12 protein-coding genes are annotated in these 13,851 nt (G+C 47.7%); 10 read left to right on the top strand and 2 right to left on the bottom strand.

Annotated elements, in window-relative coordinates; all coding sequences use genetic code 11:
* Positions 1-51 precede the first annotated feature (51 nt).
* From R7P80_RS10695 to R7P80_RS10660, 8 genes are all read left to right on the top strand, one after another.
* Positions 52-2,043 (top strand): U32 family peptidase, encoded by a 1,992-nt coding sequence (locus R7P80_RS10695; protein WP_005374691.1) that lies wholly within the window; start codon positions 52-54, stop codon positions 2,041-2,043.
* Between the two features lie 105 nt (positions 2,044-2,148).
* Positions 2,149-2,394, top strand: coding sequence for a DUF3297 family protein (locus R7P80_RS10690; RefSeq protein ID WP_005374689.1), 246 nt, complete (start codon positions 2,149-2,151; stop codon positions 2,392-2,394).
* 225 nt (positions 2,395-2,619) lie between these two features.
* Positions 2,620-3,345, top strand: a complete 726-nt coding sequence (locus R7P80_RS10685) for an ABC transporter ATP-binding protein (protein WP_005374684.1) — start codon at positions 2,620-2,622, stop codon at positions 3,343-3,345.
* Positions 3,332-5,842, top strand: coding sequence for an ABC transporter permease (locus R7P80_RS10680; RefSeq protein ID WP_225491601.1), 2,511 nt, complete (start codon positions 3,332-3,334; stop codon positions 5,840-5,842). Before R7P80_RS10685 ends, R7P80_RS10680 begins: the two co-directional genes overlap by 14 nt.
* Positions 5,842-6,951, top strand: a complete 1,110-nt coding sequence (locus R7P80_RS10675) for a lipocalin-like domain-containing protein (RefSeq protein ID WP_005374680.1) — start codon at positions 5,842-5,844, stop codon at positions 6,949-6,951. Before R7P80_RS10680 ends, R7P80_RS10675 begins: the two co-directional genes overlap by 1 nt.
* Before the next feature lie 82 nt (positions 6,952-7,033).
* Entirely contained in the window at positions 7,034-7,885 is an 852-nt protein-coding gene (locus R7P80_RS10670; protein WP_005374678.1) for a helix-turn-helix domain-containing protein, read from the top strand.
* 86 nt (positions 7,886-7,971) lie between these two features.
* The gene (locus tag R7P80_RS10665; RefSeq protein WP_031778866.1) at positions 7,972-9,324 is read left to right on the top strand and encodes an MATE family efflux transporter; all 1,353 of its coding nucleotides are present in this window, start codon (positions 7,972-7,974) and stop codon (positions 9,322-9,324) included.
* A 66-nt stretch (positions 9,325-9,390) separates the two neighbouring features.
* Complete coding sequence (locus R7P80_RS10660; protein ID WP_004746427.1) at positions 9,391-9,657, top strand: DUF2999 family protein; 267 nt, start codon at positions 9,391-9,393, stop codon at positions 9,655-9,657.
* Between the two features lie 111 nt (positions 9,658-9,768).
* Here R7P80_RS10660 and R7P80_RS10655 read toward each other — a convergent pair whose 3' ends face one another.
* Positions 9,769-10,356, bottom strand: coding sequence for a GNAT family N-acetyltransferase (locus R7P80_RS10655; RefSeq protein ID WP_017820080.1), 588 nt, complete (start codon positions 10,354-10,356; stop codon positions 9,769-9,771).
* A 91-nt stretch (positions 10,357-10,447) separates the two neighbouring features.
* On the bottom strand, positions 10,448-11,311 hold the full coding sequence (locus R7P80_RS10650) for a helix-turn-helix domain-containing protein (RefSeq protein ID WP_225491600.1): 864 nt from the start codon (positions 11,309-11,311) through the stop codon (positions 10,448-10,450).
* A gap of 184 nt (positions 11,312-11,495) precedes the next feature.
* On the opposite strand from R7P80_RS10650, the gene R7P80_RS10645 reads away from it, so the two are divergent.
* Together R7P80_RS10645 and R7P80_RS10640 are read left to right on the top strand one after the other, a co-directional pair.
* Positions 11,496-12,395, top strand: a complete 900-nt coding sequence (locus R7P80_RS10645; RefSeq protein WP_225491599.1) for a GyrI-like domain-containing protein — start codon at positions 11,496-11,498, stop codon at positions 12,393-12,395.
* A 298-nt stretch (positions 12,396-12,693) separates the two neighbouring features.
* Complete coding sequence (locus tag R7P80_RS10640) at positions 12,694-13,791, top strand: YdcF family protein (protein WP_005374642.1); 1,098 nt, start codon at positions 12,694-12,696, stop codon at positions 13,789-13,791.
* Positions 13,792-13,851 lie beyond the last annotated feature (60 nt).

Raw genomic sequence — 13,851 nt, 5'->3', positions numbered from 1 at the left:
GCGTGAAATACGTAACATTTGCAGCCTATTTTAGTGAGAAAGAGAAAAGTAGTGACACGCGATCAATTTGAGTTATTAGCACCCGGTGGTGATTTAGATTCCATCAAAGCCGCCATTGCCGCTGGCGCCGATGCAATTTACTGTGGGCTCGACCGCTTCAATGCTCGTAACCGAGCGACCAACCTCACCTTAGATAACTTAAATGGCGTGTTAACGTTGGCCCATCAGCACAGCTGTAAGATTTTCCTAACGTTGAATGTGCTGATTTTAGAAAGTGAAATTCCAGCGATTGTTCGCTTGCTCAGCCAACTGAACACCACCAAAATCGATGGCGTGATCGTACAAGATCTCGGTCTGGCCTACATTCTCAAACATCACTTTCCCGATTTGGATGTGCACGCTTCAACGCAACTGAACACGCATAACGAAGGCCAAATCCTCTTTCTCAACCAGCTCACCGCAAGCCGAGTAAACTTATCTCGCGAACTTAACATCAGTGAGATAAAACATCTGGCGCAATTTGGTCGCGAGCACAACGTAATGATGGAAGTGTTTGTCCACGGCTCATACTGCATCGGATTCTCCGGAATTTGCTACATCAGTTCCGCTCGCAATGGCGCATCAGGTAACCGTGGACGCTGTAGCCAACCTTGTCGCGAACAGTACGAAACGACCAAAACAGGCAACAACTACCCACTCAATATGAAAGACAACTCCGCCTTTGGGGACTTGGAAGCGCTTGCCGATGCTGGCGTGTATTCATTAAAAGTGGAAGGGCGAATCAAGAAATCGCACTACGTCTATACCGTGGTCGACAATTGGCGCCAGCAAATCGATCGCTTGTGCGAGGGTTTGGAACTCTCTGAAGACACCACAGAGTTATACACGGTGTTCAACCGTGATTTCTCCAACGCATTTTTGCAAGGTGATTTCGGCAAGGCGATGTACATCGACAACCCGCGCGACCATGCTGTAAAGCATTTTTCGAAGGTTTACCAATGCCAGTCTGCTGATGATGTACAAGCGGTGAAAAAGAAACTCTACGATGACAAAACCGCGATCATTGAGAAAGTGGCAGAGCAAACTAAGTCGTTCGATGTCACTTCAACACAAGTATCCGGCAGCAGCTTGAAAGGGTCGATTGATGTGCCAACTCTGCCAACGTTACCTCAACCAGAACCTCGCCAAGGTGCGCCAAAATTATCGGTTCTGATCTCGTCAGCACAAGAAGCCATGCTGTGCGAATACCACGACGTTGATGTTTACTATCAATTGCCAATGGGATTGTCTGGTGAACTGAGCGCGATGATTGAATTGTTCCAAGCCAACCCAATGCTCAAACCTTGGTTCCCAGCCATTTTGATTGGCGAAGACTACCACGCCGCGCGCGTATTTTTGGAAACCATCCAACCTGAGTTGTTGATCACCAACAACTCAGGTGTCGGCATGATCGCAAAAGAGCTCGGCTTAGGCTGGGTGGCAGGCCCACAACTGAACACGGTGAACTCATACGCGTTTAAATGCCTTCAAGACGAGTTCGCGGCAAGTGGCGCGTTTGTTTCTAACGAGCTGAATATGAAGCAGGTGCGTCACATAAAGCGTCCGAAAAACATGCGCAGCTTCTACAGCATTTATCACCCGAACACTCTACTCACGAGCCGCCAATGTTTGTTTCAACAAACCGAAGGATGCCGTAAGGTGAAGGTCAACAAAAGTTGTTTGAAACGCTGTGATAAACGCACGTCTATCATCAACTTAAAAGACAATCCTTACTTGGTGCAAAAACAAAAAGGCAGCCACAATTCAATCTACAGCGAGCACAACATCTTAAACCTGCAAGTGCTGCACGATCTGCCGCAATTGTTTACCGATGTGTTGATCGATCTGCGTGATATCCAGACCGAAACGAAAGTCTCAGCAAGCAAACCTGAGTTGATTGACGCGTTCTTAGCTCTACTTGAAGAACACAGCGAACAAACCGTCCAAACGCTGAATGCCATGATTCAACCAACAGCCAACGCGCAGTATTTAAAGGGGTTGTAGGAGTTACTTGAAAGTCAAACAACGCATCGACTCTCAACATATCTTGAACACACACAGTGCACTGACTACAATAGCGCACTTTTTACGGAATTTAGGTCACACAAAATGACAGACACAGCTAAACCAGCTCTACCAGATCGCCTAGCGGGTAACCCACGTAGCCCATTCTTCATCAAAGAATGCTTCGAGCACCAAATCGGTATTCGTATCAACGGCCAAGAGCGTACTGACGTAGAAGAATACTGCATCAGCGAAGGTTGGGTAAAAATTGCTTCTCCTAAAGCAAAAGACCGTTTCGGTAACCCAATGCTAATCAAACTTAAAGGCGAAGTTGAAGCGTACTACGTGTAAGCTGACCACGCTGAATGTATTTGAAAGCTCGAGTTTGACTCGGGCTTTTTTAATGCCTGTCATATCCCTCCTCATTTAATCTCTTCCCTCTTCTTTTCAGTACAAGTTATTAAGAAATCGATGTAAATCGCTGTTTTTATCTGATTGTTGTCTAAAGTTTCTAGAGAACTAACTGCAATAGTGATTGCCAAAAGAAACGACACCTTTTGAATACAGGGAGAGGAAATGGAAAGCCCACTTGTCACACTCAAACGAGCTAGCAAAAGCTTTGTCGATGGCAAAGAGACACATCGCGTGTTGGAAGGCGTCGACTTCACGTTGAACACAGGAGCGAGTGTTGCGCTGACGGGCGCAAGTGGCAGCGGCAAAAGTACTTTACTCAACGTCATCGCTGGCTTTGAGCCACTTTCCGAAGGTGAGTTGTGGTTAGATGGTGATAACACGGCGGCTTGGAAAGACCCACAATGGAGCCGATTTCGACACCAAAAACTCGGTGTTATCTTCCAGCAATTCAACCTATTAACGCCGCTCAACGTGCAGCAAAACATCGCCTTCCCTCTGAATTTGAATCAACAGAAATGGAATGACTGGTGCGACTATTTGGTCGAGACTCTAGGCATCAGCCAACTGCTCGATAGACATGTTTCTTCCCTATCCGGCGGCCAACAGCAACGAGTCGCTATTGCACGTGCATTAGCACACAAACCTAAACTGCTACTTGCTGATGAACCCACAGGTAACCTCGACCAAAAAGCCGGCTTGGAAGTGATGAAATTACTGAGTGAAATCACCACCCAAGGCAATACGGCGGTACTACTGGTGACACACAGCCCTGAATGTGCCGGGTTTATGCAAACCCAGTTACGCTTAAAAGATGGGCGTTTGGAAAATAGTCAGTTGCATGGCGGTCATCACCAAAACAAGCATGAGCTTCGCCATGAAGCAAGCTAAGCTCCAAAATACCAGATTCACGCATACTCGACTCGCCCTGAATCTGTTTGCGGCGCACTATCGGCAGGCACCACTGCAAGCCGCCGCGATTCTGATCGGTATCGTGTTGGCGGTGACCTTATTTGTTGCGGTGCAAGCCATCAACCTTAATGCCAAGCGCAGTTATGCGGAGTCTACCGAGCAGCTTAGCGCACAAGCTCAGAACTTAATTATTCCACCAGCAGGGCAAAACTATCTGCCCGAGTCGCTCTACTTCACCCTTAGACAAAACGGACTCAGCGCAGCGCTACCTGTAATCGAAGGGCGAGTGAGAGATGAACAAGGTCGACGTTGGTCAGTACAAGGGAGCGAGTTGATTGCCGCCATCTCTTCACGTTCGCGCTATTCATCAGAAAACCAACAAAACTTGTCTTTGTTCGACAGTGCTTTACCCTTGCCTGAACTTTTGTTCGGCAAGCCAATCGTGATGATGAGCCAATCTCAACATCAAAACTTAGGGGAGGTAGAAACCCTAACCCTAGACGACATCCCAACCCAAGTGGTGGTATTACCCGATGATTGGCAATTAGGTAGCCGAATGTTGATGGACATTGGTTTTGCCCAGCAACTGCTCAATAAACAAGGACACCTCAGTTACATTGCAGTTTTCCATTCGGGTGATAAAGGGAATAAAGACACGCAAGCAAAATGGCAGAAGCTGATTGGTGAGCAAGGACAATGGATTTCCAATAATCAAAGTACAGACCTTGGTTCGCTGACCGACAGCTTTCATCTCAATCTCACCGCAATGAGCTTACTTGCCTTTTTGGTCGGGCTGTTCATTGCCTACAACGGCGTAAAATACAGCTTGCTGAAACGCAATCGGCTGTTAGTGCAGATTCAACAGGCGGGTGTTGCGCCGAGCATTGTGTTCTCTGCACTGTTAGTTGAACTCACGATTCTCGTTACCATCGGCGCTTCCCTCGGTTTTGTATTGGGCATGCAGCTTAGCCATTGGTTGCATCCAACTGTAGCTCTGACTTTAGAACAACTTTATAGCGCGACACTGCTGCCCGGCACTTGGCAGTGGCAATGGTGGGCTCAAGCGCTGCTGCTCACGTTAGCCGCAACCCTGTTGGCGTGTTGGCAGCACTTTAAACAACGAGTGCGCCAACCGCTCTCTTCTCATGGCGGATTTTATCAAGCACCTGAAGCTTCTAACGAAAACCAATTGTTCGTGATAGGTGCTGCGTTGACAGCTCTCGCGCTTGCAGGGTTATGGCTGAGTGAGCACCACCGCTTCACCATGGCGTGGCTCGGCGTGCTTGTGGTGTCGATTCCTTTGTATCTACCCAAAACACTCAGCGTATTAGCCAATTGGTGTGAAAAACGCACCACTTCCGGTTTGATGCAGTATCTGTTTGCTGAGCTGCGCGAGCTGATTTCTCCGCTTTCTCTCGCCATGATGGCGCTGCTACTCGCCGTTACTGCCAATATGGGGATGAACACGCTAGTGGGTAGCTTCGAGTCCACCCTAAAACAGTGGTTAGAACAAAGGCTGCACGCCGATATTTACGTCAGTCCTGCGCAAGGAGAAATCGCTGATATAGAGCACGCGTTAGAGCAGTTTGACAATGTTGAGACCGTCTACAAGCAATACTATGTCGACGATAACCTGCAAGGCTTACCGATTTTGCTTGGTACCAAAGACAAAGACACCTTAGAACAAACCATAGTGTTCAAATCGCAGTTGGAAAACTTCTGGCCACGCTTTTACCAAGGTGAGTTAGTCGCTATCAGTGAGCCAACCGCGGTCAAACTGGGTTTATCACTGGGTAGCGCGCTCACGCTTGATGCCGTTCCAAATAAGAACCTACTTGTGGGTGCGGTATTCCATGATTACGGCTCACCTAACGGTGAAGTCTTATTAGCACCAAAGCTATGGCAAGAGAGCGGATTTACCGACCTGCCAACAAGCCTCGGCATTAAAGTCTCGGGTGACCCACAAATCGTCTACGAGCAACTGCGCGAGCAACTGAATCTGCATCCAAGTCAACTCTACGATCAGGCGCAAATCAAATCCATCGCGTTGGATATTTTCTCGCAGACCTTCGCCATTACGCGGGCTCTCAACGGCGTAACTTTGATGGTCGCGGTGATTGGTTTGTTCAGTGCTTGTTTTATGCTGCTCGACGCGCGCAAAGCCGCTATTGCAAGGCTGTACGCACTTGGTGTTAGTCGTCTTAAATTAATGACCATGGTGGTCGGACAGATCGTCGCTTTGGTCAGTTTTACTCTGGTTATCACCCTACCCCTCGGAGCCATGGTGGGTTATGTGCTGACAGACATCGTCACCTTGCGCGCTTTTGGTTGGAGCTTAAATTATCTGTGGAATTGGAGTGATGCCCTCAGCATTGCGGCGATCACCATCTTGGTGGCAGTGATTGCGACCTTGATTCCGCTGTGGCGATTAGTCAGTAAGCCTGTCGTATCCAGTTTGCAAAGCGAGGTGTTGTGATGGTTCGATTAGCAAGCACACTTACTCTATTCATGAGCAGTCTGTTCCTGTTCGGTTGTGAAGATCCCCAACAACAAAATATGGGCACTTTACTGGGCAGTGGAGATACGCAAAGCGAGAGCAACCTATTCACACGCGTAGAAAAAGGGGTGGAACTCACCTTCCCAGTAGACCATCAAGCGCACCCAAACTTTCGTCATGAGTGGTGGTACTTAACCGCTAACTTAATTGATGAAGACGGCAACCCACTTGGCGTCCAATGGACACAATTTCGCTTTGCTGCTGCGCCGCCAACGGGCGAAGATGACGTGAAGAAAACCGAGTGGCAAGCTCAACAAATCTACATGGCGCACAGCGCAGTCACGACCGCGGACAAACACTACGCTGATGAAAAATGGTCACGCGCTCAAGCCTCTCTAGCCGGCGTCGATACTTCACCGTTTCGTGTTTACCTCGATGATTGGCAGTGGACTTCTTCAACCAACGACCTATTCCCTGCCACGTTGAAGGCGAGCTCCGAACAGTTTGGCTATTCGCTGACGCTTACCAGCACTGCACCGTATCAAAAGCAAGGCGAGCAAGGGTACAGCACCAAAAGCGCCGATGGTCAGGTGGCTTCGTATTACTACAGCCAACCGTTTATTGAAGTCTCCGGTGAAGTCACTATCGATGGTGAGGCCCATCAAGTGTCGGGCAAAGGTTGGATAGATCGAGAGTGGAGCTCGCAATTCTTACTCGACTCACAACAAGGCTGGGACTGGTTTGCCCTAAGGTTGAGTGACGAGACCAGCATGGTGGTGTTCCAATTGCGTGATTCCAAAACCGGAGCAGCCAGTTACTCCAGTGCAAGGCTGATGCAGCAAGACGGCTCTGGCATTGCTATCCCACCAAAAGACATTCAGTTAGAGGCAACCAAGCAAACAGAAATCCAAGGGCGAAAGTATCCAACCCAGTGGCAAGTGTCGATTCCTAACCAGCAAATCGAGCTAACCGTTTCTGCACTCAACCCGAACGCGAAAATGCCGCTTTCGGTACCTTATTGGGAAGGCCCTGTACGTATTGATGGCTCTCATTCTGGGACTGGTTATATGGAACTCACCGGCTACTGAGCACAAAAATTTCCGTGCACAATCTTGATTATTCGATTCATAATGATGAAATAATAATCCCCAAGAGCTGTTGAATGCCCTCATGAGCAATATGATTTCGCCAATCCGACAAGTGCGACTCATTTTAGGTGAGCCGTGTCGAGCGCTTGAATTTTCGGACATCCAAGAAGACCCATACATCGAACCGCATCGTCACGAGTACTGGGAGATTGTCTGGTGCTTGGATAATAGCGGAACGCAGAGCGTCGACTTCGTCGAATACCAAAACCGCGTTGGTCGCTTGTTTACCATTTCACCAGGACAGGTTCACCATTCCGAGTTCATGGGTAGTAACATTCGCATGTTGATATTCCGCCCCGGCTTTGCTGAAACCAATCCACGTAGCACACAGTTGGTGAATAGCGTATTTTCTACGATTGAGCGACCGCCGTACCTCGATTGCAGCGACGAGGGTTTTCCCTACCTAGAATCGATTTACACCCTAATCAAAGAAGAATGTGAAAGAGAGGATTGTGATTGGGACCTTGTCGAATCACTCATCAACAGCTTTCTACGCTATGCATTGCGCTTTGCTAAAACACCATCCCAGAAAGGTGAACAGAAAGACGCTCGCATCGTGCAGTTGACTGAATTAATCGAACTGCACTATCGCGAACAAAAGAAATGCCAGTTCTACTCCGATACCTTAGCTCTCACCAACAAACGTCTAAACGAATTAGTGAAAGCTGCCAGAGGCAAGACGGTCACGCAACTGATTCATGATCGAATCATATTAGAAGCCAATCGAGAACTGGTGTTTTCGACGAAAACCGTCAAGACCATAGCGTTTGAATTGGGCTTTGATGACCCTGCGTATTTCAGCCGCTTCTATCGAAAACAAAAGGGAGAAACACCAGCGGAATTTCGTCACCGATGTTTAGATAGTGCAATATAATGGGCGGATAATCCCTTTTCGCCACGCTTGAATGTACTGATAATACCCGAACATAAATTCACCACATTCGGGTATTTTTCTATTCCATGGCTATCAATCTAAAAACTGATCCCATTTCAAAATCCTTTTATCAGTATCTATGGCCAGCGCTCACTGGAATGGTGATTAAATCGCTGTTCATCATGGGGGATGCGTTATTTATCGGTTTAGGCGTCGGGCCCGATGGGCTTGGCGCTATTGCCTTGGTGATTCCACCTTTTTCTATTTTTACTGCCATCGCCATGATGGTTGGTATTGGTGGCGCCGCCAAAATGTCGATAGAAATAGGCAAAGGCAACACAGAATCCAGCCAGATGTGGTTCAGTCAATCCATGTTGATTACCACTCTGTTATCCACTATCACAGTGACGCTCGCTCTCATTTGGTTGGATGAATTGATAGCCTTGATGGGCGCTTCAGGCAACTTGGCTCAGCTTGCTCATGATTACCTGATCGTGCTGCTACCCTTCTTTGTTCTTTACTCACTGGCTTGGGTGTTGTCTTGCTTTGTGCGTAACGACACCAACCCTAAATTGGCCACCTATGCGATGTCGATTGGTGCCATTACCAACCTTGCTTTTGATTACCTGTTTATCATCGAGATGAACATGGGGATGAAAGGCGCAGCTTATGGTACGGCCATTGCTCAAGCAGTCATCGCACTGATTTTGCTGACTCATTTCTTGCGCAAGAAAGGCTCATTAGAATTCAGCCTGAAAGGTATCGGTTTAAGTAAAACCAAAGAGATTTTAAGCATCGGTACTCCGACATTCTTTATCGAAGTCACATCCGCGATGACCATCGTGTTGTTCAACTACGTGTTGCTCAGCCAATTCGGTGAAAGCCACATCATTGCCTATGGCTTAACCACCAATGTCGGTGTATTCGCTCTGTTTGTGATGGTCGGTATCGCGCAAGCGTGTCAGCCAATCATCAGCTTTAACCACGGCGCAGGGCGATCAGAACGCATTGACGAGATTCTAAAACTGGGGATGAAAGCAGCCATGGGCAGCGGCACAGTCTTTCTTTTAGGAATCTGGCTGTCAGCGCCACTGATTGCCTCAGTTTACTTGGGGAACGCAAATGATTTGATCCCAATCGCTGCGAGCGCACTGACGTTCTATTTCTTCGGCGTCCCTTTGATGGGGTTAAACATGGTGATTGCCAACCTGTTCCAAGCCATTGCCAAACCAAAACAAGCCACGCTTATTTCCTTATGCCGAGGGTTTGTGTTTGTCGCGCTAGGTGTATTGCTATTGCCTAAGTTCTTCCCGCAAGACGGCATTTGGGCGAGCATAGTCTTTGCAGAAACGCTCACCGCGGTGATCAGTTTGAGCATGTTATTCAACTACCGAAAACGCGCAGTGGAGCTAACAACGTCCTTGGCGAGAAGTTCCTAGTTCAACCAAGCTCAGCCAAATGATAAACTCGGGTTCTATTTCATTCTGTGATTAAAAGGAAATGCGATGAACCCGATTATTGCGCTGCTAAAAGAGAACAACATCAGCGATGAGCAAATCAACGAGATTTTTCAGACTCTGACGCAAAACCCTCTAGCGGCAATGGCAACAATCAGCCAACTAGGTTTGCCACAAGACAAGCTACAAATGCTGATGGCGCAAGTGATGCAAAACCCTGCGCTAATCAAAGAAGCCGTAGACGAGTTGGGATTGGATTTCTCAAAGGTTGAAGAAGCAAAAGAGAAGCTTCAAAGCCAAAACCAAGGCAACTAAGTCTTAGCCATTTAGCGCTGAATATAGAAAAGGCCGTTAACCCGAGCATGTGGGTTAACGGCCTTTTTTGTTCGCTACGTTGTTGTTAGCTACTTTTTTGTCGGCTAATTATTAGCGATTTAAAGACGCGAATTGCTCTGCGGTCATACCGTAGTAGAGCTTGTCGTCAAAGCCTTGCTCTAGTTTATAGTAGTCTTTCTGACGGCCTTCTTGAGTAAAACCATTTTTCTCTAACGTCTTGTAAGAACCAGCATTAGAAGCGTAGCAATCGGCACTGACTTTATGGGCGTTTAACTCAGTAAATCCAATCTCGGTCATCATTTGGCAAGCGCGAGTCGCGACGCCTTTGCCCCATGCGCAAGTAGGTAACTGATAACCCACTTCGTAGTTGCCAGTTAAGAACATCACTGCGGTCACCGCACACATTCCCATGTACTGACCTTGCTGGTCACGAATCACGAACGTTGGGCTATCTGACCAAACACCGTCTTTAATCGCTTGTGCCGTATTTTCAATAATAGGGCCAAAGAAGCCTTCATACAGGTTGTTATCAGCAGGTGCGAAGAACAGATACTGATTGACCTTATCGTCGTTCAGCATCTCGATAATATCTTGTAGATCAGAGCCTTGAATCAGTTGGATAGTCAACGATTCATTAAATGGAATGGCTTCGCCTTGTTTTAGTTTTTGATATGACATGTGTTACCTCGTTATCTGCTGAAAATAGTAGCCCAGCGGATAAGAGAAAAATTGGATTTTTGCGACAACTTTCGGGCTGATTAGCAATGTATTACGACTCAAAATCGCCATAGATATCGATGGTTAAGTCACGTTTTTTCAGGTATTTGCTCGGCGTTTTTCTTAGCTGATGTTTGAGGGTACGAATCAAATGCGATTGGTCACTGAAACCAAATTGTTGTGAGAAACTCGCCCAATCAATCACTTCTTGTTGCTTGTAGAGAGTCAAAATCATCTGATCCAGACGCGCCATTTGTTGATACTGCTTAACGCTCAACCCCACCACTTGTTTGAAACTGCGCTCAAGCGTTCTGCGAGAACAGGCGCACTGTTTGGCTATCTCATCAATATCCATCGCTAACTCAGGTGAACGTAGCGCTTGAGCGTCCATCACGGATACCGCTTTTTGTGACGCCAAAAACGGTTTGGTACGGCAAGGTTCGATATCTAACGCATCTAAATGTTGTTTGATGTAGTTCAGCAAACATTGCGATGAACCTTGCAACTCTAACTGCCATAAGCCTTGTTGAAAGCGCTCATCAAACGCCGCGTTAAGCCTATCAAACCATTCGCATTGGTTAATTGCACTAACTTGGGATGCATCACTAAACCGTGATTCAATGGCATAAAAACCCTCTGGGCGAAAGGTGATACCAATACGCTTGATGGGAGCCGTATCTTCCAACAACAGTAAATGTTCGTTAGCCATTAACAAGTGGCAGCCTTTGCCAGCAAGCTTTGTGTGTCCCGTGTCGTAGCTGTAGCCTTGCTCTGGTGGCGTAAAGAGTAAATGAGCACGCGGGTTTGGGATAAGGTGCGGCTTGGGGTCAATGACTTCACCCTCTGGCACTTCCAAGTACCAAACTTGATGAATGAGCCATTCGTACTCTGGCAGAGACTGTTTCCAAGCTATCATGATTGTCCTAGCGGTTAGTAAAGATAATGGGCGCAACGTTTTTGCTTAAACATCTGCTCGTTGAGTGTGACTGATTGACGCTCATCTCGCCACGCATTTCTCACGCTGCTCCCTTGCAAGCTTGTTGGATTGCGGTAGGCTTTGAGCAGAGAAAACAAGCTGAACAGAACAAGGAAATCCCCCGATGCGCGTCGACTACCACCAACGACTGGTTCCTGTGATTCGTTATTTAGAACAACACTTTAATGAACCACTCAATCTGCCAGAAGTGGCCGCGCTGGCGAACCTTTCTCCTTATCACTTTCATCGCACCTTCAAAGCCGTGCAAGGCGAGACATTGGCTGATTTCATTCGACGTTTGCGTCTAGAAGCCGCCGCCGATGACTTATTCAAATCCAAGCAACCGGTATTAAACATTGCCTTAGAGTACGGATTTTCTAGCTCACAGAGCTTAGCCAAAGCCTTCAAGCAACATTATGGCGTTACACCTACGGCCTTTCGCGACTGCGAAAACTACCAGCAGTTTTCTGAATTAGCACGAAACAGCAAGATTGGACACACGTTGCGCAAGAATGGAAACGAAGTAACACCAAGCGATTCATATACTGGCTCTGAACTCACCAAATGGAGCATGACAATGGAAACGCAAAACTTTGAAAAAGCAAAACTGGCTTACATTCGCCTAAACGGCCCTTACGGCCAAGGCTATGAGGAGCCATCAGGTCGCTTGTATCAATGGGCAGGAATGAAAGGTTTGGCGGGCAATACCTGCATCTTCATCTACCACGACAATCCTGAAATCACGCCAGACGAGAAGTGCCGTACTGACATCTGCTTGATGGTGCCAGAAGATACGGAAGTTCCGAAAGGGATTGAGCTACAAGACTTCCCCGGCGGTCAATATGCGGTGATGCGCCAGCACATTACTGACCCGAGCCAATACTCAAAAGCGTGGGATGATGTCATGAGCAAGGTAATTGAATCCGGTATTGAGAACGACGACCGCCCTTGCTTTGAGCTTTACCACAGCTTCGACCCACAAACACACCATGCAGACGTTAGCTTCTGCACCGCCATCAAATAAACCAAAAGCCTGCATCGTTGCAGGCTTTTTCATTTCTTGTTCTGGTTGCTTAAATCCGTTCTTTCAAACGCTGTTTATCTTTTAATCCAATTACTTAGAACACGAACGAATACCTCATTCTTTTCGTGATCCTACTTCGCGTTTTGACCACGCGCGTTCATTCGCTCGGCTGAGTTGGGATTCATTTCACAGATTATTCATGAAGCGAACCTAGACTGAAAAAACTCCATCGACCCCGTTCGACCTACAACGCTAGGCACAATAAAAACTAGGTACTACAGCACCTCTAGGAAATTCCATGAAGAAGAACTTACTTGCCATTGCTCTTGGTAGCGTGATTGCGCTGACTGCAGCCCCATACTCTATCGCGGCTAACGACGCTGCCGTCCAATCTTCCGCCGACTACTCACAGATCGTCACTAAACGTCAGGTTGTCGACCAACTTCTCAACGACGCCGTACAGGCATTCAAATCCCCTGCGCGTATCTCGCATGCGGGTTTTACCGCCAAAATGCCGAGCAACATGGAGATTGTTACCGACCGCTTATTAGAAGCGTACAAACTTGAGCCGTACCGCACTGATCTACTGATTTCTGCAGCAAACGCGCAGATCTACAACAAGAATGCAGACCGCGCGATTGAACTGTTTGAACAAGCCCTTTCTGTTGCGCCAGACGATGTGGATTTGCACGCTTACTTAGCGGTATGGCAACGCTTTGAGGGCAACCAAGCGGAATCAGCGAAACACATGGCGACGCTCACTAAGCTCAATGCAGGTAAAGCCGCAGACATCCAACGCATCTTCGACACCGTAGACCGCGTACTTGCAACGCCGCTGAAAGAGAAAGCCGACAAAGGCAAACTGGATGACAAAGGCGCAATCGTCACTTTGGGATACGCGCTGAACCCAGATGGTTCAATGCACCAGATCTTGGTTGAGCGTTTGGAAACCACGCTAGCCATGGCAAAAGCAAACCCAGACGCATTGATCGTATTGACGGGCGGCGTACCAAAGAACCACAAAACTGAAGGCAAGTTAATGGCGGATTGGCTGATTGAAAAAGGCATCAGCAAAGATCGCATCATTGAAGAAAACTACGCCACCAGCACGGTAGGTAACGCTCTATTCAGCAGCTACGCATTGGCACGTCATAACATTAAACACGCGACCATCATCAGCTCAGCGAGCCACGTACGCCGTGGTCAAACCTTGTTTGAAATCGCAAGCTGGCAAACTGGACCACAAGACATCACTTTTGACACAGTGAGCTACCCAGACAAGCCACTGAAAGACTTAGCCAAAGCCAGCGATGGCGAACTGCTTGGTATCTACCGCGATGCTCTGCGTACCTACGGCATGTGGAGCTACCGCTCTTACCCGCTAGAGTCGCGTTAAGTATTCTCGACTCATACCAATCAAAAAAAGCCTGCGTACTTGCAGGCTTTCTTGTCTTTG

The organism is Vibrio sp. 2092, from assembly GCF_033339635.1.
GTDB lineage: Bacteria > Pseudomonadota > Gammaproteobacteria > Enterobacterales > Vibrionaceae > Vibrio > Vibrio alginolyticus.
This window is presented reverse-complemented; position numbering and strand designations above follow the sequence as displayed.